Annotated in this window: 13 protein-coding genes; 3 read left to right on the top strand and 10 right to left on the bottom strand. The window is 68.2% G+C overall.

The window, feature by feature from the left end; genetic code table 11:
• Position 1: 1 nt before the first annotated feature.
• From SLQ30_RS23330 to SLQ30_RS23295, 8 genes are all read right to left on the bottom strand, one after another.
• Complete coding sequence (locus SLQ30_RS23330; RefSeq protein ID WP_319449120.1) at positions 2-217, bottom strand: MbtH family protein; 216 nt, start codon at positions 215-217, stop codon at positions 2-4.
• Positions 195-1,490, bottom strand: a complete 1,296-nt coding sequence (gene mbtG, locus SLQ30_RS23325; protein ID WP_319449119.1) for an NADPH-dependent L-lysine N(6)-monooxygenase MbtG — start codon at positions 1,488-1,490, stop codon at positions 195-197. The genes SLQ30_RS23330 and mbtG overlap by 23 nt, the downstream gene beginning before the upstream one ends.
• On the bottom strand, positions 1,491-5,882 hold the full coding sequence (locus SLQ30_RS23320; RefSeq protein ID WP_319449118.1) for an amino acid adenylation domain-containing protein: 4,392 nt from the start codon (positions 5,880-5,882) through the stop codon (positions 1,491-1,493).
• Positions 5,879-11,311 carry a non-ribosomal peptide synthetase gene (locus SLQ30_RS23315; RefSeq protein WP_319449117.1) on the bottom strand — a complete coding sequence of 1,811 codons (5,433 nt, stop codon included), beginning with the start codon at positions 11,309-11,311 and terminating at the stop codon, positions 5,879-5,881. Before SLQ30_RS23315 ends, SLQ30_RS23320 begins: the two co-directional genes overlap by 4 nt.
• Complete coding sequence (mbtD, locus tag SLQ30_RS23310) at positions 11,304-14,285, bottom strand: mycobactin polyketide synthase MbtD (protein WP_319449116.1); 2,982 nt, start codon at positions 14,283-14,285, stop codon at positions 11,304-11,306. Before mbtD ends, SLQ30_RS23315 begins: the two co-directional genes overlap by 8 nt.
• The gene (locus SLQ30_RS23305) at positions 14,285-15,604 is read right to left on the bottom strand and encodes a polyketide synthase (RefSeq protein ID WP_319449115.1); all 1,320 of its coding nucleotides are present in this window, start codon (positions 15,602-15,604) and stop codon (positions 14,285-14,287) included. Before SLQ30_RS23305 ends, mbtD begins: the two co-directional genes overlap by 1 nt.
• Entirely contained in the window at positions 15,594-16,265 is a 672-nt protein-coding gene (locus SLQ30_RS23300) for a thioesterase II family protein (protein WP_413468145.1), read from the bottom strand. Before SLQ30_RS23300 ends, SLQ30_RS23305 begins: the two co-directional genes overlap by 11 nt.
• A 68-nt stretch (positions 16,266-16,333) precedes the next feature.
• The gene (locus tag SLQ30_RS23295; RefSeq protein ID WP_319449113.1) at positions 16,334-19,858 is read right to left on the bottom strand and encodes an amino acid adenylation domain-containing protein; all 3,525 of its coding nucleotides are present in this window, start codon (positions 19,856-19,858) and stop codon (positions 16,334-16,336) included.
• A gap of 168 nt (positions 19,859-20,026) precedes the next feature.
• Here SLQ30_RS23295 and SLQ30_RS23290 point away from each other — a divergent pair, with 168 nt between their 5' ends.
• Positions 20,027-21,640, top strand: a complete 1,614-nt coding sequence (locus SLQ30_RS23290; RefSeq protein WP_319449112.1) for a (2,3-dihydroxybenzoyl)adenylate synthase — start codon at positions 20,027-20,029, stop codon at positions 21,638-21,640.
• Here SLQ30_RS23290 and SLQ30_RS23285 read toward each other — a convergent pair.
• Positions 21,637-22,989 carry a salicylate synthase gene (locus tag SLQ30_RS23285; protein ID WP_319449111.1) on the bottom strand — a complete coding sequence of 451 codons (1,353 nt, stop codon included), beginning with the start codon at positions 22,987-22,989 and terminating at the stop codon, positions 21,637-21,639. The two genes, SLQ30_RS23290 and SLQ30_RS23285, sit on opposite strands and share 4 nt — an antisense overlap.
• A 95-nt stretch (positions 22,990-23,084) precedes the next feature.
• On the bottom strand, positions 23,085-24,233 hold the full coding sequence (hemW, locus tag SLQ30_RS23280) for a radical SAM family heme chaperone HemW (RefSeq protein WP_319449165.1): 1,149 nt from the start codon (positions 24,231-24,233) through the stop codon (positions 23,085-23,087).
• Positions 24,234-24,355: 122 nt separating this feature from the next.
• On the opposite strand from hemW, the gene SLQ30_RS33170 reads away from it, so the two are divergent.
• On the top strand, positions 24,356-24,460 hold the full coding sequence (locus tag SLQ30_RS33170) for an Ms4527A family Cys-rich leader peptide (RefSeq protein ID WP_413468138.1): 105 nt from the start codon (positions 24,356-24,358) through the stop codon (positions 24,458-24,460).
• Between the two features lie 122 nt (positions 24,461-24,582).
• A complete protein-coding gene (locus SLQ30_RS23275) occupies positions 24,583-26,250 on the top strand; it encodes a nitrite/sulfite reductase (RefSeq protein WP_319449110.1) in 1,668 nt (555 codons plus the stop codon).
• The last annotated feature ends 1 nt before the right edge of the window (position 26,251 follow it).

The raw sequence follows: 26,251 nt of genomic DNA, 5'->3' as shown, positions 1-26,251 counted from the left end.
GTCAGCCGGCCGCCATTGCGTCGCGCAGGCTCTTGGGCCGCACGTCGGTCCACTGCTGCTCGACGAAGGCGAGGCAGTCGGCGCGCGTACTGCTCCCGAACACCACCCGCCAAGCGGCGGGCACGTCTGCGAACGTCGGCCAGAGGCTGTGCTGCTCCTCGTCGTTCACCAGGACGTAGAAGGCGCCGTGCTCGTCATCGAACGGATTGCTGCTCATCGAGTCTCCTCATCGAGTCGTGATTCAGATCTGCCGCAAGCACGCGGTCGGACAACAGGCCCAGGGAGCTGAGGTTGGGAAAGCCAGGCCCCTGGGTCAGCCCAGACAGCCCAGGCAGGAACAGCTTCGGGTGGACGTGACTGACGGCGAGATCGTGTCCGATCGACTCCTGTAGGGCCTCCCCGCTCAGCGGACAGCCGAGGCCGAGTTCCAACACGTCCAGGGCGTCCTGGCTGAACAGCGGGAGGAACCACATCGCGTCGGCGCCGGATCCGTCGATCACCAAGTCGAAACCGTGCACGGTCTCGACGGCCTCGCCCGCGGTATTGGTGCTGAGCGTCAACCGAATTCGATCGTCCCGGGCTACCGCGTGCGCCACCCGGCCACGCAGATGCCGGATGCGGTCGTCGGCGAGCAGCGCATCCTGGACTCGCGCCGAGAACACTCCACGGTCCGTGCGGGCCAACGCGTCTCGCCGCTCCGCGAGCGTGAGGCTGGTCCAGCCGGTCGGATCGGAGAACAGGGTGTTCTCGAAGAAGCTCTCGCCCCGGGTGAACAGCGTGACCGACGGCGAGATCACCGTGATCGTCGAAACCCGGTGGCCGAAGAGCTCGTTGAGCATCGAGGCCGCCGTCTCACCGCCGCCGATGACGGCGACGCGCTCAGCCGAGATGCGCTCGTGCTGCGCGGCGCGATGCCAGAACTGCGCGATCGACATCACCCGCGGGTTTCCCGGCAGCACTGATCGCTCCGGCTGGCCCGGTCCGGTCACGACGACGCCGTCGGCTGCCACCGTGGTGTCCTCGGTATGCAATGTCCATCGGTAGTCGTCAACCGAGATGCGCTGCACCTCCCCCTGCACGACCGACAGGCCGACGTCGTCGGCCACCCACCGCAGGTACTGGCTCCAGCGACGGTGCGTGGGTGCCGGCCTGCCACGGTCGATCCATTCGGCGAACTGGCCCGTCGCGACGAGGTAGGCCTGCCAGCTGTGCCGGGTCATCCGCTCGTCCAACTCCGCATTGCGGCGCGGAACCAGCGATGACCGATAGGGGAAGCCGACGTCCTTCTCGGGCCCGGTGCCCAACCGGTGGTTGCCGTCCGTCCAGCCGCCGCCGGACTGCCAGTTGGCCGCGACCCCGGATCGTTCGACGGCGACGACGTCTGGCGCGTCGACGCCCATGGCCCGAAGCTCGGCCGCCTTGGCCGCGATGGCGATGGCCTTGGCGCCCGCACCGATCACCGCCAACGTGCCGCTACTGTTCGCGCTCACTCAACTCACCTCTCGCAGTGCGTCCAGCCACAACGCCTGCAAGGTGGCGACGTCGGCGGCGGACAGGATGTCGGGCAGGGTTCGCCACTGGGCGCCGAGTACCGGCCTGCCATCTCGTTCGAGCACCGCCGCCATCAGCGTGAGTTCGTGGCGCACTGCGAGATTGGGCTCGGGTAGCCGGGAGGCGTCGGTCAGAAGCGTGCGGTCGGACTGCAGCGCATTGGCCGCGGCCTCCTGATGGAAGCGACCCAGATAGTTCACCAGTATCTGTGGCTCAGGTTGTGCACCAAGCCGTTCCGCGGTGTCCGCGCGCAGGTATCGCAGCAGCCCGTAGTCGATGCCGTCACCAGGGATGGCCGCCAGCCGTGCTTCCACGCCCGCCGCGTCATCGGTGTCGATCCGCATCGGGTAGATCGCGCTCAGCAGACCCACGGTGTCGCCGGTGTCGACGTCCACCGACTGCTCGCCCATCCCGGTGGACACCACGGCATCGGCGCGGCCGTGGGTCTCCAGCGCCAACAATGGAGCCGTGGGCCCCTGGCCACGAAGCCGGCGCCACTCGTTGACCATGCGCGCCGTGGCAGCGATGAGCACCTCCGTCACCGGTACCGGGCCACCGAGCAGCCGCTCGGTCAACTCGGCGTCGGCGAGGGTCAGCGTGACCACCACGTCGGCCACGCGGTCGCGGTCGGGGTCGATTCGCCGTGCCCCGAGGTCAGGGTCGGGCCCCTCGAGTTGACGCGCCCAGAAGTCGCAAGAGTCGAGCTTCAACGCGCGCTCGGCCAGCAAGCGCGACCACGTGCGCAGCGACGTGTGCTCCCTGACGGGCATCGGCGTCCGACCCCCCGCCAGGGCGTGCCATGCAGTTTCAAGTTCCCCGAACACGATCCGCCAAGATGCCGGATCGACGGCGAGCACGTGCGGTGTCAGCAGCAGGAGCCCTGGTCCGCCGTCTGCCGGGCGCAGCCACACCGCGTCGAGCATCACGCCGCGCTGGGGATCGACCCGCTCCACCGCGAGACCGGTGTGTTCGGTCACCGCCGCCGACAACGCTCCGGAGTACACGACTTCCCGCAGCACGACGCTCGTGTCGTCGACGGGACCGACTACCAGCGTCATGGTCTCGACGTCCAGCCGGCTGCGGAGCACCGCATGACCCGCTACCACGGTCTGCAGCATGGCATCGAGGCGCTCGCGCGTCACGCCGACCGGCAGGTGGATCGCTTCGGACTGCGCCAGTCTGCGCGCATCCCCGTGGGCGAACAGCCAATGTCCGTTGGGCAACAAGGGAATCGGATCGCCGTCGTCCTCGGCGGCGCGTTCGTGGTCGTCGGTGTCGGAGTCGATCGCGACGGCGAGCTCACGAACCGTCGCGCAGTCCAGCATCAGGCGCGCCCGCAGGCGTAATCCCCTGCGCCGGACCGCTTGCACGACCGACAATGCGACGATGCTGTCGAGGCCGAGGTCGAGGAAGTCGGCCGTGACGTCGACGTCCTTGGCGCCAAGGACGTCACCCAAGACCTCTGCGAGCACGACCTCGGTGGCGGTGGCCGGGCCTTCGAAACGATCGGACTGACGGTCCACGTCGACGGCCGCGAGCGCCCTGTCGTCGACCTTGCCGTTGGTGTTGAGCGGAATCTCGTCGACGATGAAAATGTGGTGAGGCACAAGATACCTCGGCAGCGTCGCGGTGAGCATCCGCCGCAGCTCCGCGACGTCGACGTCGGTCGCGACGTACGCGGTCAGCCGGGGACCGCTGCGGTGGCGCCGCACGGCGACGTGCGCACCCCGGACACCGGGGTGTCGGTGGAGGACCGCGGCCACCTCGCCCGGTTCGACGCGGAAGCCGCGGATCTTCACCTGGTCGTCGCTGCGGCCGAGGAACTGGAGGGCGCCATCGCGCGTCCTGCGCACGACGTCGCCCGTGCGGTACATGCGTGCGCCAGGCGCGAACGGGTTCGCGACGAACCGGGCCGCCGTCTCTGCTGGACGGCCCAGATAGCCGCGGGCCAACTGGCCTCCGGACAGGTAGAGCTCCCCCGCCACCCCGTCGGGCACCGGTCGCAGCCAGGAGTCCAGGACGTGTGCACTGGTGGAGTCGGTAGGCAGGCCGATGCACGGGGCGGCGTGATCGACGATGGCCGCGACGACTGCCTCGACCGTGGTTTCGGTTGGGCCGTAACAATTGTGGGCGGACATTCCGGCGCGGGCGCATTCGGCTTGGATCGACTGCCACGCCGCGGCGTCGATCGCCTCGCCACCCAGCGCCAACACCTTCAGCCCAACGGTGGACAGCAGTCCTGCCGCCCGTAGTTGGGTGAACATCGACGGCGTGGTGTCGATCATGTCGATGGCGTGCCGCTCGATTTCGTCGACCAGCGCCTCGGCGTCCCGTTGCACCGCATCCCCGACGATGTGCACGGAGTGTCCGTCGAGCAGCGCGACCAGCGGCTGCCACGCCGCGTCGAACGTGAACGACCAGGCGTGTGCGATGCGCAGCGCGCGCCCGGCTCGCCGTGCCGCTGGTTGCAGGATGCTGCGCAGGTGGTCGGCGCCGTAGGCCAGCAATGCGTCATGAGTTCCGATGACGCCCTTCGGCTTTCCGGTGGTCCCAGAGGTGAAGACGACGTACGCACCCTGGTCCGGTAGCACCCCTGCGGGCCGATAGTCAGCCGGGGGTTCCGCTGCGGCGGCGGCCACCACTGCATCGTCGATGACGACCGGTGCCGTGGCATGTCCGAGGGTCTGTCCGATGATCTCGTTGACCCGCTCGACGGGCATCGAGGGATCCAGCGGCACGATAAGGCCGCCCGCCTTGAGCACCGCGAGCATGGCCACCACGTAATCGGGGCCGCGGTGCAGCAGGATCGGCACGGGGGTCTCGGGACCCGCCCCCCGGCTAGCCAAGTGAGCGGCGAGCCGGTCGGCAGCGGCGTCGAGCTCGCGATAGGTCAGTTCGCCGCCGTCCCAGCTGAGCGCGACGGAATTTGGCGACACCGCGGCGACGGCGCTGAACGCAATGTGGACGCCACCGGCAGGCACTTCAGCTACAGCCGTTGCTTCCGAGCGTGTTTCGTCATCGAACGTGACTGCGACGTCCCGCAACGGGCGCTCCCACGCCGAGACCAGCCGCTGTACGACGGTCAGCACGCGTCGGCCCAGTTCGTCGGCTCGCAGCGCCCCAAGGGCACCGTCGAGGGTTTCGACAAGGACTGTGAGCGTGCCGTGGGTCGGGTGGGCGGCGATGGTGATCGGAAAGTGCGACAAGCTCTCCAGCGCAGCGGGTTTCAGAACGGCGCCGGCGAGCGGGAACTCGTTGCTGCCGACTAGTCCCCCGGGCGGGAAGTTCTCGTACACCAGCAGCGTGTCGTACATCTCGCCGAGCCCGCCCACCGCGCGAATTTCGGTGTGGCTCATATAGCTGTGGTCCCGGAGGTCGACGGCCTCACGTTGCAGCGCGAGGCACTGCCTCCCGACGGGCTCGGCCGGGTCGAGTCGCACGCGCAGCGGAACGGTGTTGATGAAGAGCCCGACCATCGACTCCACACCCGACAACTCGTCGGGGCGCCCCGACACGGTGACGCCGTACACGACATCAGAGCGGTCGGTGAAGGCGGAAAGGATGGCCGCCCAGGCCATTTGGAACAGCGTATTGACCGTGACGCCGCGGTTCCTGCTGGCCTCCAGCAGTTCGGCGGTGGCCCGTTCGTCGAGGGTGACCTCGACGCGCTCCGGCAGCCCTGGGCTGGCCTCGCGCCCGGTGAGCGCGGGCGAAAGCAAAGTGGGTGCAGCCAGCCCGTCCAGATGGGTACGCCACCGCGTCCGACTGCCTTCCTGGTCCCGGCCCGCAAGCCAACCGATGTAGTCACGGTAGGGGCGCGGCGCAGGCGGAAGCGCTTCGACGTCGCCGCCGGCGCCGTATAGCGCGATGAGTTCGCCGACGAACACCGGCAGCGACCACCCGTCGATGACGATGTGGTGCGCGACCACGACCAGCCGCCACTGCTCGTTCGGCTTCTCGATGAGCAGGAAGCGGATCACGGGGCCGCGGCCGAGCTCGAAGGACCTCCGCCGCTCCTCGTGCTCCAGCGCGGTCGCCTCGTCCTCTGTAGCGATGACGTGCCGCCACGGCAGGTCGACGGCCGACGGCACGACGGCCACGGGCTTGCTCAGGTTGCCCTGAAAGAAGCTGGACCGCAGGTTCGGATGACGTACCAACAGCTGCTCGGCACACGCGCGGAACAGGTCCGCGTCGAGGCTGCCCTCGACGTCGGCGGCCATCGCTATGACGTACGGGTCGGTGCCGTCCTCGCGGTCGGTCAGCCCGGCCAGCGAGTACAGGCCCTGCTGCAACGGGCTGAGGGCGAGTACGTCCTCGACGCCGGCCGTCACGTTTCGTCCTGCGCTTGTCCCCAGCCCGCCGTCAGCGCGGCCAGCTCGTCGGCCGACAGCCCGGATGCCGCCATCGGTTCGTGGTAGGTGTCGGCCGAGACCGTGTCCCCGTCGGCCCCGCCCTTCGCGTCGATGGCTGCGGCGAGTTCGGCCAGCTCGGGATGCTCGAAGACCATGCGCGCGGTGAGTGGGACTCCGGCATCCCTCGCACGCGCCGCCAGTTGCACGGCAAGGATGCTGTCGCCGCCGAGCGTGAAGAAGTCGTCGTAGCGACCGACCCGGTCGATGCCGAGCACGTCGACGAGCATCGCGGCCAGTGCGCGTTCGGTCTCGGTGTGGGCAGGCTCGGTCGACTGGACCGAACTGAACACCGGACGCTGCAAGGTATTTGGAGCGATCTCGTCGACCACCGTGATTGAGGGCGGCACCAGTTCTTCTGGCAGCGCCGCACGCACCTGCGAGACGAACTCGTCGCGCGCTCCGGCCTCCGCGATCGGTCGCTCGGGTACGACGTATGCGGCCAACTGCGTGCCGACGCGGACGGGCCAGGCCCTGGTGGCCGCGGCCGCGACCCCGTCGATCGCCTCGAGTGCGGCCTGCACCCGGTGATCACCGCCGTCGACGATGTCGAGCCTGCCGTCGTCCGTCCACCGGGCGCGGTCCCCCGTGCGGTACAGCTGTCTACCCTCTGCGAAGGGATTCGGAGCGAATCGCGCTGCGCCGGCCTCGGTCCGCTGCGCGAAGGCCTCGTCGACCGCCCCGCCCGCGTAGTACACGTCGCCGATGACGCCGATTGCCGTCGGTTCCCGCCACTCGTCGAGCACGAAGACGTGCGTTGCGCCCGCTGTCTGCGGCAACCCGTCGGGCGGCACGGCCGTGCGGCTGAGCTCCTCGACGATGCGCCTGCGCTCGGCGGGATCGACCACCACTAGGTCGCGCAGCGTCTGATGGGCGTCCTCGGCGAACGCCGCGATCACCTTGTGCAGCAAGGCGACGAGCCGCTGGGCGGTGGTGCGTTCGTAAAGTTCGGTCCGGTAGATCACCGTGCCCTGGTAGCCCGCCTCCGCCTGTGCGAAGAAGTTGAGCGACAGGTCGGCGTGCGCCACGTCGAAGGTGGGCTCCAGTGCGGTGAAACGGGTTTCGCCGTCGGGTCCAGAGTCGATGACCTGGTCGGCAGGCAGCTCCTCCCGGACGTGAACGACGACGCCGAACAGCGGGTTTCGCGACAACGACCGCACGGGGCTGACCGCGTCGACGACGCGGTCGAACGGCAGCTCCTGATGCTTGTATGCGCCGAGCGCCATTTCGCGTGTGCGCCGCAACATCTCGCGCAGTGTGGGATTTCCGGACAGGTCGTTGCGTAACACGACGATGTTGATGAAGAACCCGATCAACTGATCGAGCTGGTGTTCCGTGCGACCGGCCACCGGCGTGCCGAGCGGAATGTCGACCCCTTCGCCCGCGGCGTGCAGCGCCACGGCGACGGCCGCCTGCAACAGCATGAACTCGGTGACGCCCAGTTCGCGGGTGAGTTCGACGAGCTTGGCCCGCGTGGCGCCGTCGATGGTGAAGTCCAGTGCGTCGCCACCGCCCGACAGCACCGGAGGACGTGGGAAGTCGGGTCGCAGCCCGTTCTCCTCCGGTAGCCCGCTCAGCTGGCCGATCCAGTACTTGCGTTGCGCACGTACCGCGTCGCCGTCGTCGGCGAGCAGCTTGGCCTGCCACGCCGCGAAGTCGGCGTATTGCACTGGCAATGCCGGCAACGACACCGACTCGCCCATCCGGCGGGCGCGGTAGGACGTGAGCACGTCGGTGAACAACACCCCTGCCGACCAGTGGTCGGCGGCGATGTGGTGCACGACGATCGACAGCACGTGGTAGTCCGGCGTGGACAACACCGCGGCGCGGATCGGCCAGTCGGTCTCCAACTCGAAGCAGTACTTGCGCTCGGCGTCGAGCTCGCGTTGCAGCCAGTCCTCGTCGTCACCTCGTGCTCGTCGCACCGAGAGCGGTGCTGCAGGATTGATCACTTGGTATGGCGCGCCATCGATCTCGCGGTACGTGGTGCGCAGAATCTCGTGCCGTTCGACGACGTCGTTGATGGCCGCGACCAGTGCATCAGCGTCGCTTGGCCCGGTCACCTTTGCGGCGAAGGGAATGTTGTTGACCGGATTGGGGCCGTCGATTCGGAACTGGAACCACTGTCGCAGCTGGGCGGCCGACATCTGGAGCGGACCGTCGTGCGGGACGGGCTCGATTCCAGGCCCGACGGACGCGCCACCCGATGCGACCAAGGCGTCGACGTGAGCCGCCATGGCCGCGACGGTGGACATTTCGAAGACGTCTTGCACGCCGACGTCCACCCCACACCTGGCGCGGACCGCTGCCACCAGCTTGGTGGCCAGCAGCGAGTGGCCTCCGAGTTCGAAGAACGAATCGTCGGCACCGACCTGCTCGCGGTCGAGCAGTTCGGCGAACAATTCGGCCACTTGCCGTTCGGTGTCGGTGGCGGGTTCGCGGTAGTCGGTCGCCGACCTCAGCTCGGGTTCCGGCAGCGCCCTTCGATCGATCTTGCCGTTGGCGGTGATCGGTATCTCGTCCAGTGCAACGTACGCGGACGGAATCATGTACTCGGGCAACGCCGCACCGACGCGCGCCCGGATTCGGTCGAGCTCGACGACGTCGGCGCCGCCGACAGGCGTGACGTACGCGACCAGACTCTTGCCAAGGCCCGGCAGGTCGCTGACCACGACGACGGCCTGACCCACCGAGGGGTCGACGGAGATGGCGGCCGCGACCTCCCCGAGTTCGATGCGGAACCCGCGCACCTTGACCTGTTCGTCGGCCCGGCCGACGAACTCTATGTCGCCGTCGGCGTTTCGGCGCGCCAGGTCGCCGGACCGGTACATCCGACCGCCGGCACGGAACGGATCGGCCACGAAGCGCTCGGCGGTCAAGCCGACGCGGTTGTGGTAGCCGTGTGCGATATGCGTTCCACCAATGTAGATTTCGCCGATCACACCTACCGGGACGGGTTGGAGTGCGTCGTCGAGCAAGTGGATCTGCGTATTGATCTTCGGGGTGCCGATCGGCACGATCCGGGTGCCCTGCTTGCCGTCGACCTTGTACCGGGTGCAGTTGAGCACCGTCTCGGTGGGTCCGTAGAAGTTGTGCAGCAGCGAGTCGAACGTTGCGTGGAACTTGTCGGCGAGCTCACCCGGTAGCGCTTCACCGCCGATGGGCACCCGCTGCAGCGTGCGCCATTCGTTGACCCCCGGCAGCGAAAGGAACAGTCCGAGCAGCGACGGCACGAAGTGCATCGAGGTGATGCCCTCGTTGCGCAGCAAGTCGGTCAGGTATCCGATGTCGCCGAGCCCGCCCGGCCGCGGAATCACCAGTCTGGCACCGGCGGCGAGCATGCCGAAGATCTCCCCGATCGACACGTCGAAGCTCTGGGAGGCCACCTGTAGCAGCCGATCCTGTTCTGTTACTTCGTAGTCGCCGCCGAACCACACGAAGTACTCGGCGATCGGTCGGTGCGGAACGGGTACGCCCTTGGGCAGGCCGGTGGAACCCGACGTGTAGATCAGGTATGCGGTGTGCTCGGGCCGCAGTGGGCTGATCCGGTCGGCGTCTGTCGGGTTGGTCGTCGGGTAGTCCTCCAAACCCGTGACCGGTTCCCGCAGCACGACCTTCGGGTCGGAGTCGGCCAGAATGTAGCTCAGCCGGTCCTCGGGATAGGTCGGATCGACCGGCAGGTAAACCGCGCCTGCCTTGACGATGCCAAGGGCGGTGATCACCAGTTCCGGCGACTTGTCGAGCAGTACGGCCACCCGGTCTTCTGGGCCGATGCCACGCTCGATCAGCCAGTGGGCCAGTCGGTTCGCGGATTCGTTGACTTCCCGATAGCTGTAGTGCCTGCCCTCGTAGACGATCGCGATGTTGTCGGGCGTGCGGGCCACCTGCTCGGTGACCAGGCCCGTCAGCGTGGTGGCCGGGGTGTCGAACCGTTCGCCGCGCGACACCCGCTGCATCCACTGCGCATCGGCTTCGGTGAACAGGTCCAGCCGAGACAGCGGCCGGTCGGGTTCTGCCAGCGCGTGCTCAAGGAGTACCACGTAGTGCGCGAGCAGTTGTCGAGCGAGCGCGACGTCGACGATCTCGGCGAGGTGTTCGACCTCGACGGTGGCTCCGCTGTCATCGAGTTCGATCATGAAGCCCAACGGCAACTGCGTGGTGTGACCGCGTAATTCGGCGCGTGCACACTCCACGCCTTCGGGATTGAAGCCGCCTCCGTCGGGTTCCCGAAAGCCGAAGCTCACGCGCGTCATGCGTTCGGCCCCGTGGCGTCGGTCGGGATTCAACTCGCGCACCACTCGGTCCAGGTTCACGCGCTGATGGGCGAAGGCGCCGAGCGCGACGTCACGGGTGGCGTCGACGAGTGCGCAGAAACCCTCGGATCCGTTCGGCCGCAGCCGCATCGCGACGGTGTTCCCGTAATAGCCGATGGTCTCGTCGGTGTCGCGATTGAGCACCGGTGCGGCGACCAGGAAGTCGTCGGTGTGGGTGTATCGGTTGATCAAGGCTCCGAACGCGGCGAGCAGCACCATATACGGAGTCGCGCCGGTGTCGCGGGCGAACTCGGTCACCTTCTCCACCGTCTCGGCCGACAGTCTCAACGCGCTGCGCTGCGAACGGAAGCTGGTCGGTATCGCCGATCCCGTCGGTCCTGGAAGTTCCAGTGGCTCTGGCGGATTGGCCATGACGGCACGCCAGTACGCAAGATCCTCGGTGCTAGTGTCGGCGACCGGTGGCAACAGACGTGGGCTCGGTGGGAGTTGCTCCCCCGAGTATGCGCGGGTCAGGTCCTCGAAGAAGACGGCCCAGGATCCGTCGTCCCAGGCGATGTGGTGCGCGACGAGCAGCATGACGTGTTCTGCGGGCCCGGTTCTGATCAGCGTGATGCGCAGAGGCGAGTGCTCCGTCAAGTCGAACGCGGCGCCGAACTCGCGCTGTGCAAGCACTTCGAGGCGGAGCGCGCGAGCCCGCTCGGACTTGTCGGAGAGGTCGTGCACCGCCCACGCCGCACCCATGTCGTCGTGCACGGTGGCGCGCGGTTCGCCGTTCTGATCCGCCCCATACGTGGTGCGCAGTGCGGGATGGCGTCGTACCACGGCCTTGAGTGCGTCGTGAAGGCGGTCGGCGTCGACGGCACCGGACAGCCGGTAGGACAAGCAGATGTTGAGCAGCACCCCGCTGGGGTCGACGCTCTGAACGAACCACATCCTGCGCTGCCCGTCGGAGAGTAGGGCGGGGTCCAGAGCCAGCTCCGCCGCGCCGCCGTCGACCGAGGCGAGCCCCCGCTCGGCGAGCTTGCGCCGCATCAACTCGAGGCGGTCGGTGCGAATGTCGGATGCGATGTCAGTCACGGATGAGTGCCTTCTTCTCGGGGCTTTCCAGATGTTCGATCAACTCGGTCGCGGTAGCTCCGCCGAGGATCGTGGCCAGGGGCACGGTCCGCCCGGTGGCCTTTTTCAGCCTCTTTTTGAGCTCGACCGCCAGAAGCGAGTCGACCCCGAGGTCGAGGAGGGACGTGTCGAGGTCCAGGCCGGTGGTGTCCGGCAGCTTGAGCACCGCTCCAAGGGCCGCACGCATCGTCGTGCCGGCGTCGCGCACTGTGGCTTCGGATTCCGGAGCGTCGCGGACTGCGGTGGCGATTTGGTCCGGCTCGAGAAATGCGCCGAGTCGGTCCGTGTCGGCCGAGAACACCATGGGGTCCCCGGCGTGATCGCGCAGGCTCACCTCGGCGGCGCGCTCGGGTCGCATGGCCAGCAGTCCGGAGCGTTCTACGCGGGCGATCTCCTCGGCATCGATGATCCCGGTGTCCTGCCACAGTCCCCACCGCACGGCCGTGCAGTTCCGCCCTTCCGCACGCAACCGCTCGGCCATCACGTCCAGCAGCCTGTTCGCAGCCGAGTAGACGGCGTGCCCGCGGCCTCCCCAGAGTCCGGATACCGAAGAACACAACAGGATTCGCGCCTCCGGACGCAGCGGCCAGACGTGGGTCAGGTGGTGCAGCCCGATGACCTTCGCGGCGAACGTGTCGCGGGCCGCAGCCGAAGTCAGGTCCCGGTGCGGCACGATGGTGGCCGCTCCGGCGGCGTGGATCACCAGGCTCGCTCCGCCCCCCGCGAACTTGGCTGCCACCGCGGCAAGCTGGCTGGCGTCGGTGAGATCGCAACGGGGCGCGACGAACTCGGTGCCGTGGGCCTCTGTGAGCCGAACCAGCGCGGCGGCGTCGGCACCGCCACGGCTGAGCAGGACCACCCGCCGCGCACCGCGCTCGGCGAGTGCCCGTGCGTAGTGCATGCCGATGGCGCCGCCTCCGCCGGTGACGACCACGTCGTCGAGCACGCCGGAGTCGGCCGACCACGACGGGGGTCGTGGTCCCGCGTCGCGCATCGATCGCCGGTAGACCGCCGCGCCGGAGTCGCCGTGGCGCACCGTCACGACGGCAGCGTCGCCGAGCAGCACCGCTACGGCTGCGTCAAGCTCAGCGTCGGCGCGCTCGGCTACCGGTAGGTCGAGGTGCCCGAAGCGCTGGTCGGGGTATTCGAGTCCCACACTGCGGTGCATCGCGGCCAGCGCCGCCGGAGCGGGCCGCGCCACCGGCTCGCATGGCTGCGTCCGCTCGGCGCCGACGGTGACGAGCCAGACGTCGCGGCAACCGGGCGTGATCGCGGTGGTGTACCCGAAGAGGTCCCGTTCGATGCGCTCGCTCAACTGCTCGGCGGCGCGTACCGCATCCCCGTGTTCGAACTGCGGTGCTATCACGACGAATACGTCGGCGTCCGCGGGCTCGACGATGACGAACCCGCTGTGCCTGTGGATCGCGGCGCGCAACGAATCCGCGAGCCGCGCGTCGGCACCGGCGTCGAACAAGGCCACGCGACGGTGGCCGTCGGGCACCAGCGTAGGAACGCGTTCCCAGTGCTCGAGTGCGACGGTGATGCCTGCGATCGGTGGCAAGGGTTCCGGCAAGGCCCAGAGTTGATCGCCGTGCATCGGCGCGAAGGGGAAGTCTGGCAGCGGCTTTCGCGGCTCACCGACCCACCGATGTGCTGAATCGGTCAGCGCAATGGCGGCGATGTTGGCCGATAGCCGGTCGACGATTGGCTCGCCGCGGCTTCCGGACCCCACCACCGTGGTCGTGCCCTCGGCGACGTCGGGAAGGTCGTCGAGCACCTCGTCCATCGCGAACAGCAGCGCGGGATGTGCGGACATCTCCACGAACGTCCGTGCCCCATGCGCGACGGCGGCGCCAACGGCACGGTCGAACCGCACGGTGGACCGGAGGTTCGCGTACCAGTAGTCGGCGAATGGAGTGCCTGGTTTCACGACGTCGGCCGTGGCCGACCCGATGAACTCAACGGCCGCATCGGCGAATTCGCCTGTCGGCAGCAGGGCTTCGAGTTCGGCCCGCATCGAGTCGAGCGCCGTCGTGTGCGCCGGGAACCACATCTCGATTTCCTTGGCGAACGAGCCCCGCTCGCTGACGGTGCGCACTGCAGCGGCCACGGCGGCGCTGTCACCGGACACCGCGACCGACGACTTCGAGTTCACCACCGACAGCTCCAACCACCCTGGGGTGACCGCGATGACGTCCTGCGCCTGCGCGGGGGTGATCCCGAGCACCGCAACCCGGTAGGGGCCGGTGAGCCGGTCGAGCAACGTGGCGCGGGCGATCACGACGCCGACAGCCGCCGCCAGGGTGATGGTCCCGGCGACGTAGGCGGCACCCAACTCGCCAAGGCTGTGGCCAACCACGATGTCGGGCAGCACACCAGCGGCGCGCCACACGCGCGCGAGCGCCACCCCATGCACGAACTGGGCGCCCTGGATCTGGACCTGCGAGAAGTCGTTGGTACGGACATCGGCGGCGGGGTCGGCGAGCAGATACTCGAGCGGCGACGCGGAGGTCAGCGACGCGAAGACCGTCGCGCACGTGTCCACCTCCGCTCGGTACTCCCGCAGCCGCGCATAGGCGTCCACGCCCATCGAGGGCCACTGGCTGCCCTGCCCCGGAAAGACGAACGCGGTGCGTCCGCGCTCGGCGGTGCGGCCCGGTGCGGTCGCGCGGGTGACCAGCGGGTGATCGTCGGAAGCCGCGAGGGCGCCAAGGCCTTCGCGAAGTTCGGTGATGTCGGCGGCCCGGACGACTGCCCGATGTCGCCGCAGCCTGCGGGTGCGATGCAACGTCGATGCGACGTCGGCGACGTCGGCGACCGTGCGATGACCGTCGAGGTAGGCGAGGATCGCCGCTGCGTCCTGGCCAAGCAGACCGTCCCCGTGGGCACTGAGCACCACGGGCGTGCGCCCGTCGGGGAACGCGCCGGTAGCCATCAGGCGGCCGTCCCGTCGGGCATCGAGACGATGACATGAGCGTTCGTGCCACTCATCCCGAACGCCGAAACGGCGGCGATACGCGTCCCGTTGACGGCAGGCCACGGCGTGAGCTTGGTGGCCAGCCGCAACCCCCGTGCGTCCCAATCGATTTCACGACTGGGTTCGTCGACGTGCAGGCTGGCGGGCACTGCGCGGTGCGCGGCTGCCAGCAGCACCTTGGCCAGACCGAGCCCGCCCGCCGCGGCCTGGGCATGCCCGATGTTCGACTTCACCGACCCGAGCAGTGCACCCGAGCCGGGCGACCCGCCGCCGTACGTATCGGCGAGCGCCCGCAACTCGGTGCGGTCACCAAGGCGGGTGCCGGTGCCGTGCCCCTCGATCATGCCGACGTGCTCCGTCCGCACTCCGGCCGCGTCGATGGCCTTGCGGAAGAGCCGAGCTTGCGCGGTTTCGCTCGGCGCGGTCAAGCCGACGGTGCGGCCGTCCTGGTTCACGCCCGTGGCACGTACCTCGGCGAGCACGTGGCGTCCATCGGACAGCGCGCGAGACTTGCGTTGCAGCACGAACATCGCCGCGCCCTCCGCCCAGACGGTGCCGCTTGCGAGCGCGCTGTAGGGACGGCAGTGGCCGTCGTCGGAGAGCGCGTGCTGCTTGGAGAACTCGACGAAGTAGCCGGGGGTGCCCATCACGCACACGCCGCCGGTCAACGCCATGTCGCAGTCCCCCGTCCGGACTGCCTGTACCGCGAGGTGGAAGGCAGTGAGCGCCGACGAGCACGAAGTGTCGATGGTCATTGCGGGCCCCGCCAGATCGAGCGTGTAGGCGATGCGACCGGAGATGACGCCCAGCGAGGTACCCGTGATGAGATGCCCACTGTGGTTGGAGAATTCGGCGAGCTCGGGGCCGTACTCCAGATACGACGCTCCGACGTAGCAGCCCACGTCGTGTCCCGCGACGTCGTCGGGGTTGATGCCGCTGCTTTCCAAAGCGCGCCAGGCCAGGCGCAGCGCCACCCGCTGCTGTGGATCCATGGCAACGGCCTCGCGTGGAGAGATGCCGAAGAACTCCGGGTCGAAGGCGGCCGCGTCGGCGAGGAACCCGCCCAGGTCGTGGATCGGCTTGAAGCCGTCGCGATGTGAACCGTCCAGTAGCTCACGGATCGACCATCCGCGATCGGTGGGAAAGTGCCCCAACCCTTCTCGCTGCTCGGACAACAGCGACCAGTACGAGTCGGCGGTGTTGACACCCCCCGGTGCCTCGACCGCCATGCCGACGATCACGACCGGATCGTCCGCGGCGGGCTCACTAGAGCTCATTGACCAACTCCGCGACGTCCGCGATGTGATCGTTGACGTAGAAGTGGCCGCCATCGAACATCGAAAGGGTGAACGCTCCCGTGGTGTGAAGCTCCCAGCGGCGCAACATGTCCGCGCTCACTCGATGATCGCGCTCACCGCCAAGGGTGTGGACGTCGGCGGCGATCGTGGCGCTCGCGTCGCATGCGTACCGATTGAACGCCGCGTAGTCTGCGCGCACCGCCTTCAGCAACAGTTCCAGAAAGTCGTCGTCGTCGAGCAACTGTGGGTCGGTGCCGCCGAGCTCCACCATTTCGGCGATGATCTCGTGCTGGGCCATCGGCAGGTCGGGCGACGCCGCGACGGTCGATGGTGCCTCGCTTGCCGACACCCACAACGCGCTGACCTCGACGCCGTGACGTTCTGCCACGCGCGCGAACTCGAAGGCCACTACGGCCCCCATGCAGTGCCCGAACAGCCGGACCGAGCCCAGCCCGGCCCAGTCGCCTGCGTCGAACAGGTCCTGCGCAAGGTCGCCGACCGTCGACGGTGCCGGGTGAGCCAGCCGGTCTCCACGCTGGGGGTACTGCATGACGTAGGCGGTGCTGCCTGCCCTCGCGAGTGCGGTGCCCAACGCACGGTAGGCCAGCGCCGCCCCACCTGCATGTGGGAACACCAGCATCGGCTTGCCTTCCCCCGCAGCGGGATACTGCTTCACCCAAGGCTTGAACTCGAGCTGCCGCGCTCCGGTCACGCTTGCCCGGCCGACGCGCGTTCCAACTCGGAAGCCACCTCGGCGTTGTCCATGTCGGAGATCTCCAGGTATAGCTCGGCGACCCGCTCCAGCCGGTCGCTGTCCGGCTCGCGCGCGGTCAACCGGTTCGCCAGTGTCTCGACGGTCCTGGTGGCGAAGATGTCCGGCACCATCACCGTCGCCGTGTCCAGCCAGTCGCGGATGCGGGCCACGGTCGCGGTCGCCAACACCGAGTCACCGCCGAGGGCGAAGAAGTCGTCGTCGATGCCGATTCCGTTGCGGCCCAACACCTCACCGATGATGGCCGCCAGTGCGAGCTCGAGCGGCGTCGATGGGGCCCGGTAGTGTCGCGCGGTGGGCTCGCCAGCCTCGATCAGGCGTTGCGTGACGGCCTTGCGGTCGATCTTGCCGTTAAGGAAGGGAATGCGGTCGGTGGCCACCAGCACCTGCGGGACCATGTGGGGCGGCAGGATTTCCGCGACCCGTATGGCGACGGCGTTGCTGTCGACGGCCGGGTCGTCGATGCGGACCAGCGCACCGAGCACGTCGCGCCCACCCGGTACTAGGGAGGCGACGGCCGCGCCCACTCCGGTCACGCGAGCCAGTGCCGCCTCGACCTCGCCGAGTTCGATGCGGTAGCCGCTGAGCTTGATCCGGTGGTCGGCGCGCCCGACGAACTCCAGCGTGCCGTCGGGTCGGTATCGCGCGAGATCGCCCGTCCGGTACCAGGTGCGGCCGTCGTGTTCGACGAACTTCGCGGCGGTGAGGTCGGGCCGACCCCGATAGCCGCGGGCGATGCCACGTCCGGAGAACCACAGTTCGCCGGTTACCCAGTCCGGGCAGTCCGTCCCGTCGGCGCTCACCACCCGGCAGGCGTTGTTCGGGAACGGCACGCCGTAGGGCACCGACGCCCACGACGCAGGCAAGCTTGCCTCCAGGTCGGCGCCCACCTCGAAGATGGTTCCGTGTATTGCGGTTTCGGTCGCACCGCCGAGGCCGGCGAACCGCACCTCGGGCGAGTGCTCCCGCAACGCGCGAGCAAGAGGTGGCCGCACCCAGTCGCCGCCGGCGAGTACCACGCGCAGTGACGACAGTGATGCTTCCGTCGACCCACCGACCTCGACGAGCATCTCCAACCATCCCGGCAGGAAGTTGACGACGGTGACCCGATGCTCGTCGATCAGCCGGGCCCAGACGTCGGGGTCGCGTCGGTGTTCCTCGTCCACCACCACGATCGCGCCTCCGGCCCGGAGCGTCCCGAAGACGTCGGGCACCGACATGTCGGACTCGAGGTGGGAAAGCGCGAGGCACCGGTCGGTCGGCCCGATGTCGAAGTGGTTGTAGAGGAATTCAAGCGTGTTCATGACGGCGTCATGCGTCAGCTCGACGCCCTTGGGCTCGCCCGTCGATCCCGAGGTGAAGAGTACGTAGGCCAGTTGTTGAGGACTGACCACGGCGGGCTCGAAATGTGCTGGATCGCCGATGACTTCGGCGTCGGCGACACTGAGCGAAGGTAGCGGAACATCGATCGGGCCGGCGCCACAGACGAGTGCGAATTCGACTCCGCCGGTGTCCAAGATCCGGGCGACCCGCTCGGCGGGCTGGTCGACTCCGATCGGAAGGTATGCGGCGCCGACGGCGAGAATGCTCAATAGCGCTGGGATCTGGTCGGCGTGCTTGGGCCCCATGACCGCGACGACGTCGCCGCGGCCGACTCCTCTCGACTGGAGCGCAGCCGCGACCGAGCGCACCTGAAGATCGAGCTGCCGGTAGGTAAGAGTCCCCGCGCTCGCGAACACCGCGGGCGCGTCCGGCGTAGCTGCCGCGTTGCGAAAGAACCCGTCGTGCAACGCTTCCCCGCTGGGCACCGTAGTGGTGGTGTTGACGGCCTCCCGGGCGGCCCGCTGGGAAGCGGGAAGCACCGGCTGATCCCCGGTCTCCCAGGCGGCGTCGCTGGTGGCCAGCCGATGTAGCTCACCCACGTGGCGCTCGAACATCGCGTCGATCACGCCCGCCGGGAACGCGTCCTCGCGGACGTCCCAGTTCACCAGGACGCCGCCGTCGAATTCGGTGACTTGAGCATCGAGCAGAACCTGCGGGCCTTGGGAATTGATCCACACCGCGGTGCCGAAGTCGGACGTCACTGCCGGCGTGAACAATTCGCCGAGCCCGAGTGCACTCGTGAAGACGACCGGCGCAAGCACCTGCGTGCCGCGGTGACGGCTGAGGTCGCGTAGCACCGAAAGCCCGGGATACGCGGCGTGTGCGGCCGCCGTGTGGAACGCCGCCTGCACGGCACGCGTCCGCGCCGACGCGGTTTCCGCGTCCGCGAGGTCGACGTCGAGCAGGAGTGATGACGTGAAATCGCCGACGAGCGCGTCCACATCCGGATGTAGTTGGTCGCGGCCGAACATCGGGACGTTGAGCAGGAACCGGGCCTCGGTGGACCAGCGGGCCAAGGTATCGGAGAACGAAGCTGCCAGCGCCATGGCGGGAGTCACGCCGCGTCGCCTGGCGGCCGCGAAGAGCCTGTCTAGCGTCTCGGGATTCAGCCAGTGCCACCTGCGCGTCGTATGGCGCGGATCAGCCTGCTCGGCCACATTGACCAACGGCAGCCGCGGCGGATCGGGTAGCTCGGGGATCCGCTCACTCCACCACTGTCGGTCGGCGTCCGCGACGGTCGCCTGCGCCGCCAACCGGTAGCGACGGTACGAATAGCCCAGCGGGGCCAGCTCCTCGCCGCGATACAGCGCCGCGAGATCGGCCATCAGCGTCCGGTAGCTCATCGCGTCGGCGGCCTGCATGTCGAGGTCGACGTGCAGGCGGGAGCGGTCGCCCGGCAATTGGGTCAGCGTGAGTTCGAATACTGCCGCATCGAGTTGTTGGTGGGACTTCGCCTGACGGGTGGCCGCCAGCCGCTGGTCCACCTCGGCCACCGAACACCCGCGAAGATCTTGGACCGCGACCGGAAACGGCTGCGCCGGTCCGATCCGCTGCGTGCCGTCAGGCAGGAACTCCACCCGCAACATCGGATGTCGATCGGCCAGCGCCGTCGCCGCCCGCCCCAGCGCATCGAGTTCGACTGCGTCGCCGTCGAACTCGACGTAGAGGTGCCCGGCAACCCCGCCGAGCTGCTGCTCGCTCTCCCGACCGACCCACATCGCGTGCTGCATCGAGGCCAGCGGAAACGGCTGGTCTTCTGCGGAATCCAGCGCAGCAGCATCAACCAGCGCAGCCGAATCCCCCAGCGGAACAGCCACTTCCGGACGGTCGTCGACCCGATGCGCGCCGGACCCGGTCACCAACTCCGACCAGGCCCGTACCGAGGGGCTGGCCGCCAATGCGGCGAAGTCGACGGCCAGACCGCGTTTGCGCCACTTGCCTGCCAACGACATCATGCGGATGGAGTCCAGCCCTTGGCCGATCAGATCCGAGTCGGGATCGACCTCGCCAGGGCCGATGCCGAGTAGTTCGGCGACCTCTTCACGGATGGTCTCCGAAGTCCCCGCGGCGACGTCCATCCATCCTCCTCAAGTAAGCAAAGGCTGCCCTTATTTTGCGAAGGCTACCCTATATTTGGATGACCGAACACGCCTACCCCGAGGGGCTGAACAGTGACCCTGACCACGCCCGAACCCACCCCGAAATCGGCTGAATCCGCAGCAAGATCGGGATTTTCAGGTACCCCGATGCGGGGCTTCGTGCCCTTTCCGCCCGACCGCGTACGCGCCTACCGCGCCGCAGGCTTGTGGACCGGGAACCGACTGGATTCCGTGCTGCGGCGCGCGGCCTTGGCCTGGCCCGGCCGCACGGCCGTCCTCGACTCGCGCAGCGCGCACACCTTCGCCGAACTCGACCACCTTGCCGACCGGGCGTCGGCAGGCTTCGCGGCGCTCGGAATCCTTGCCGGGGACCGGGTGCTCCTGCAGTTGCCCAACTCAACCGGCTTCGCGATCGCGTTGTTCGGCCTGCTTCGCGCGGGTGCGATCCCGGTGCTGTGCCTGCCGGGTCATCGGCTCGCCGAAATGACCCACTTCGCGGGGCTCAGCGACGCAGTCGCGGTCGTGGTCGCCGACGGGGCAGGCGGGTTCGACTACCGCGCGATGGCCACCCAACTCCTCGCCGACCACGCGGGCCTTCGTCACGTCGTCGTCGACGGCGGGACCGGCGCGGAGCGCCCCGCATTCACCAGGTTCGCGGACCTACTCACCGCACCCGGGCAACCGCCACGGCACGACGTCGACACGACGTCGCCTGCGCTACTACTGGTTTCGGGCGGCACCACGGGCGCGCCCAAACTCATTCCCCGCACGCACGAAGACTATTCGTACAATTTCACCGCGAGCGCGGACCTGTGCGGGATGACCGCTGACGACGTCTATCTGGTGGCATTGCCTGCGGCGCACAACTTTCCGCTGGCATGTCCCGGCCTGCTCGGCGCAATCGGCGTCGGCGCGACGACGGTGTTCATCACCGACCCCAGCCCAGAGGCTGCCTTTTCCGCGATCGCACGGCACGGTGTGACGATGACCGCGCTGGTGCCTGCGCTCGCCAAGCTGTGGGCACAGGCCTGCGAGTGGGAAGCGCAGGCCCCCAAGACCTTGCGGCTCCTTCAGGTCGGCGGCGCCAAGCTCGGCGCCGAGGACGCCCGAGCGGTGCGGACCGCATTGACCCCAGGGGTGCAGCAGGTGTTCGGCATGGCGGAGGGACTGCTCAACTACACGCGGCTTGGCGATCCCGAGGACCTGGTCGACCGCACCCAGGGTCGGCCGCTTTCGGAGGCTGACGAACTGCGGGTCGTCGATGAGGCGGGTAACGACGTGCCTGCCGGTGACGAGGGCGAACTACTGGTCCGTGGGCCGTACACGTTCAACGGTTACTACCGCGCCGACCGCGACAACGAGCGGTCGTTCAGCCCGGACGGATTCTTTTCCACCGGCGACCGGGTGCGCCGCTTCGCCAACGGCTACCTCGAGGTGACCGGACGCGTCAAGGACGTCATCCACCGCGGAGGAGAGTCGGTTTCGGCGCTCGACCTCGAGGCCCACCTGCTCACCCACCCGTCGATCTGGTCGGCGGCAGCCGTCCCGCTGCCGGACGCCTATCTTGGCGAGAAGATCTGCGCCGCAGTCGTCTTCACCGAGCAGCCAATAACGCTCGCCGAACTCAACGCGTATCTCGACGAGCGTGGGGTGGCGGCGCACTCCCGTCCGGACGCGCTGGTGGCGATGCCGTCATTGCCCACCACCGCCGTCGGCAAGATCGACAAGAAGGCGATCGTCGCACAATTGGCAGGCGACTAGGCCTTTGGCACCAGGTGGGGCGCCAGCGTCGTGAGCTTCTCGCACGTCTCCTCGAACTCACGGTCGGGCGTGGACGCCTCGATGATGCCCGCGCCAGCGCGAAGCCAGGTCCGCCCGTTGCGCTCGTAGGCGGCGCGCAACGTCAGCGCGGCGTCCATCCCGCCGCCCGCCGAGAAAGTCACCACCGCACCGGAATACAACTCCCGCGGGCGCTCGTCGAGACGAAGGATCGCGTCCACGCCGGGCGCCTTCGGGATACCCGACGCGGTGACGGCGGGGAACAGCGCCTCGAGCGCGTCCATTCGGTTCATCGAATCACTCAGCCGCCCACCGACGGTCGAGCCCAGGTGCTGCACGCTGCCACGCTCGCGCACCGTCATGAAGTCGGTGACCACCGCCGTTCCCGGTACGGCGACCTCGGAGATCTCCTGTAGCGAGCTTCGCACCGAGATGGCGTGCTCGACGATCTCCTTGGCGTCGGACTCCAGGTCGTCTCGGGCCGCCCGGTCACGTTCGTGGCCCAGCCCGAGGGCTCTGGTCCCTGCGAGCGGTTCGGTCACCACCATCCCGTCTTCGTGCACCGCGGCGACCAACTCGGGACTGTAGCCCAGCGCGCGAATACCCCCCGCCCGCAACAGGAATGACCGCGCCGGCGTGTTGTGCCGACGGCCGACCCGGTAGGTGGCCGGAAAGTCGACCGCGAACGGAACGTCGAACCTGCGCGACAGGATCACCTTCTGGTATCTGCCCGCCGCGATCTCGGAAATGGCGGTCGCCACCCTGCCCCGGTAGTCGGCGCCGTCGAGCCGCACGTCGACGGGTGTCGCCGTTGCCGATTCGGGCACCCCGTCGGCCAGCAGTCGCTGCACTACCCGCGTATAGCGGGTGTCGGCGTCTCCCAGCCGGATTTCCGTTGGAGTGACGACGATTTGGGTGTGGGGCTGGAAGACGTGGGCGAGTGGCGTGCCAGGCGGCAGCCGGTCCTGCATTCCGAAGCGGTAGGCCCCGAACTCGAAGGCCACCCATCCGTACAACCGGTCGGTGGTGAGCAACAGTCGATCCACCGCTTCGCCGAGCACGGCCCCGGGATTGCCGGTCCACTGGTGACGCTCGACGACGTCGCCTGCCACCAGCCGGAGCTCGTCGCTGTCCAGTTCGATCGCGGCGCGGACCCCGGCGGCCAACGTCCACTCACCGTCGCGTTCGTAGACGAGGTAGTCCTCGCCGTCGGCCTCGGGCAGCGCATTGACTAGTTCGGCGATCAGGTCGGCAGGCGATACCTCCGGGGGGAACGCGAGGGGCATCGACGCGGTGTCCTCGGAGCTTGTCTCGATACTCATCTGCGTCACGAAAGTAAATTTAGCCTAACCTACTTTCGATGGGCGGCCTACGCGACAGTGGTCCCCGTCACGCTCCGCCGTTAGCCGCAGTGACCAGGCCGAAGCTAGTCGAGCAGATCGCGCACCACTGCGTCGGCCAGCAGACGTCCACGGTCCGTCAACACCAACCGCTCATCGCAACGGACAACAAGCCCGTCGTCGATTGCCACCTCGGCCCGGCCGGCTTCGGCGGCGCTGAGCAGCGCTACCGGCAGTCCACTCCTCAGTCGTAGTTGCAGCATCACGTCTTCGGTGTGACGGTCCTCGTCGCCGAGCACCTCGAAATCACCGACGGGTAGCCGACCGTCGGCCAGGGCCTGCGCATAAGCGTTGGGGTGCTTGACATTCCACCAGCGGGTATCCCCGACGTAGCCGTGGGCGCCCGGTCCGGCCCCCCACCACTCGCCGCCTGCCCAGTACCCCAGATTGTGCCGACACGCTCCGCCCGGCCTGCTCCAGTTGGAGACCTCGTACCAGTCGAAGCCGGCGCGCGACAGGTGCGTGTCGAGCAGCTCGTAGCGCTGGGCCAGCACGTCGTTGTCCGGCGCAGGGAGCTCCCCGCGACGGACCCGGCGGGCCAGCGCGGTGCCGTCCTCGACGATGAGCGCGTAGCCCGACACGTGGTCCACCCCAGCCTCGATCGCGGCGTCGACCGAGTGGCGTAGGTCGTCGTCGGTCTCCCCCGGTGTCCCGTAGATGAGGTCGAGGTTGATGTGGTCGAACCCCTCGGCGCGCGCTTCGACGGCGGCAGCGAGCGGCCGTCCCGGCGAATGCACCCGGTCGAGCGCGGCCAACACGTGGGGCGCCACCGACTGCATGCCGAGCGAGATCCTGGTGAAGCCGGCGGCGCGCAGGTCGGCGAATAGCTCAGGGGACGTCGACTCCGGGTTGGCCTCTGTGGTGACCTCGGCGTCGTCGGCGATCAGGAAGTGATCACGGATGGCGCCCATGACCGCGGCCAGACCGGAGCCCCCAAGCAGGGAGGGGGTACCGCCGCCGACGAAGACGGTGTCGACTTCCGGCCCACCGTCCAATAGCCGCGCTGCCTGTTCAAGCTCGAGGCGCACCGCCGCGAGCCAGCCGTCGGGGTTCGATCCTCCGAGTTCAGACGGCGTGTACGTGTTGAAGTCGCAATAGCCGCAACGTGTCGCGCAGAACGGCACGTGCACGTAGATGCCGAACGGTGCTCCGGGCGATGACCGTAGCGCCGGCATGGCTGCTGACTGGGTCGCCCCGCCAGCCTGAATGATCACCTCACCAGTGTCTCAGAGCCGGTTTTACTCACTATGAGCACAAATCTGCCCCGGTTAGGGCGCATGCCGCCGTTCATGGCAGAATGGCCGACGTGACTGTCGCCGTTTTGTTGAACACCCGCGTTGCGCTGGTGGCCCGGCGGCACGTCGACTTCAAGCGCGTATGTAGCTGTTGCTGTCTGCCTTGACGCGCCTGACCTGAGCCCAGCCCACCCGTTACTTCAGCTGGCCGCCGGAACTGCGCTGCCGGACAGCCACCGGTGAAAGCGCGAACCGAACGCCGGCTCCTCCATCGAGGGAGCCGAATTCCATGACACAAGCGAAGCCCGTCAAGCGTCCCAAGGGCGAGGGCCAGTGGGCCCTCGGCTACCGGGAACCACTCAACGCCAACGAGCAGTCCAAGAAGGACGACAACCCGCTCAACGTGCGGGCGCGCATCGAAAACATCTACGCCCAGGGTGGCTTCGAAAGCATCGACAAGGGTGACCTGCGCGGCCGGTTCCGCTGGTGGGGGCTCTACACCCAGCGCAAGCCGGGCTACGACGGCACCTGGACCGGTGACGACAACACCGACATGCTCGAGGACGAGTTCTTCATGCTGCGGGTCAGGTGCGACGGCGGCGCGTTGACCGCCGCGGCGCTGCGCACCCTGGGCGCAATCTCCACCGACTTCGGTCGCGACACCGCCGACATCTCCGACCGGCAGAACGTCCAGTACCACTGGATCCGGGTCGAGGACATGCCCGAGATCTGGAAGCGGCTGGACGCGGTGGGACTGCAGACCACCGAAGCCTGCGGTGACTGCCCCCGTGTGGTGCTCGGCTCGCCGCTGGCCGGTGAATCGCTGGACGAGGTAATCGACGGCACGCCTGCGATCAACGAGATCACGAAGCGCTACATCGGCAAGCCGGAGTACTCCAACCTGCCCCGCAAGTTCAAGACGGCGATCTCCGGTCAGCAAGACGTCGTCCACGAGATCAATGACGTCGCGTTCGTCGGTGTCAATCACCCGGAGCACGGCCCAGGCTTCGACCTTTGGGTCGGCGGCGGGTTGTCCACCAACCCGATGCTGGGCTTGCGCGTTGGTGCCTGGGTGCCGCTCGACGAGGTGCCCGATGTCTGGGAGGGCGTGGTCAGCGTGTTCCGCGACTACGGCTACCGCCGACTGCGTGCCAAGGCCCGACTCAAGTTCCTCATCAAGGACTGGGGCGTCGAAAAGTTCAGGAAGGTTCTCGAAGAGGAGTACCTGAAGCGGCCCCTGATCGATGGACCCGCGCCGGAGCCGGTCACCCGGCCCATCGATCACGTCGGGGTACAACGGCTGAAGAACGGACTCAACGCCGTTGGCGCGGCTCCGATTGCGGGCCGCGTCTCGGGGACCATTCTTTCGAAGGTCGCCGACCTCGCCGAGGCGGCAGGCTCGGACCGCATCAGGTTCACGCCGTACCAGAAGCTGGTCATCCTGGACGTCGCCGACGACAAGCTCGACGCGCTGCGGGACGGCCTGGACGCACTCGGACTGCCGTCGACGCCGTCGCACTGGCGGCGCAACATGATGGCCTGCACCGGCATCGAGTTCTGCAAGCTGTCGTTCGCCGAGACGCGCAAGCGCAGCCAGACGCTCGTTCCGGAGCTGGAGAAGCGGCTCGAGGACATCAACGCGCAGTTGGACGTGCCGGTCACCGTCAACATCAACGGCTGCCCGAACTCGTGTGCCCGCATCCAGGTCGCGGACATCGGCTTCAAGGGCCAGATGGTCGACGACGGCGACGGTCCGGTCGAAGGCTTCCAGGTTCACCTGGGCGGCAGCCTGGGCCTGGACAGCGGTTTTGGCCGCAAGTTGCGCCAGCACAAGGTGGTGTCCAGCGAGCTCGGCGACTACATCGAGCGAGTCGTGCGCAACTTCGTGAAACAACGCGAGGACGGCGAGCGTTTCGCTACGTGGGCAGTACGGGCAGACGAAGCGGATCTGAGGTAAT

The organism is Mycobacterium sp. RTGN4, from assembly GCF_033804635.1.
Lineage (GTDB): Bacteria > Actinomycetota > Actinomycetes > Mycobacteriales > Mycobacteriaceae > Mycobacterium.
Note: the sequence above shows the minus strand (reverse complement) of the source record. Positions and strands in the feature narration are given on the sequence as shown.

Excerpts from the sequence above, each read along its gene's own strand:
- SLQ30_RS23330 (WP_319449120.1), bottom strand. The coding sequence starts at position 217 with ATGAGCAGCAATCCGTTCGATGACGAGCACGGCGCCTTCTACGTCCTG.
- mbtD (WP_319449116.1), bottom strand. The coding sequence starts at position 14,285 with ATGGCTACCGGCGCGTTCCCCGACGGGCGCACGCCCGTGGTGCTCAGT.
- SLQ30_RS23305 (WP_319449115.1), bottom strand. The coding sequence starts at position 15,604 with ATGAGCTCTAGTGAGCCCGCCGCGGACGATCCGGTCGTGATCGTCGGC.
- SLQ30_RS23300 (WP_413468145.1), bottom strand. The coding sequence starts at position 16,265 with ATGCTGGTGTTCCCACATGCAGGTGGGGCGGCGCTGGCCTACCGTGCG.
- SLQ30_RS23295 (WP_319449113.1), bottom strand. The coding sequence starts at position 19,858 with ATGGACGTCGCCGCGGGGACTTCGGAGACCATCCGTGAAGAGGTCGCC.
- SLQ30_RS23290 (WP_319449112.1), top strand. The coding sequence starts at position 20,027 with ATGCGGGGCTTCGTGCCCTTTCCGCCCGACCGCGTACGCGCCTACCGC.
- hemW (WP_319449165.1), bottom strand. The coding sequence starts at position 24,233 with ATGCCGGCGCTACGGTCATCGCCCGGAGCACCGTTCGGCATCTACGTG.
- SLQ30_RS33170 (WP_413468138.1), top strand. The coding sequence starts at position 24,356 with ATGGCCGACGTGACTGTCGCCGTTTTGTTGAACACCCGCGTTGCGCTG.
- SLQ30_RS23275 (WP_319449110.1), top strand. The coding sequence starts at position 24,583 with ATGACACAAGCGAAGCCCGTCAAGCGTCCCAAGGGCGAGGGCCAGTGG.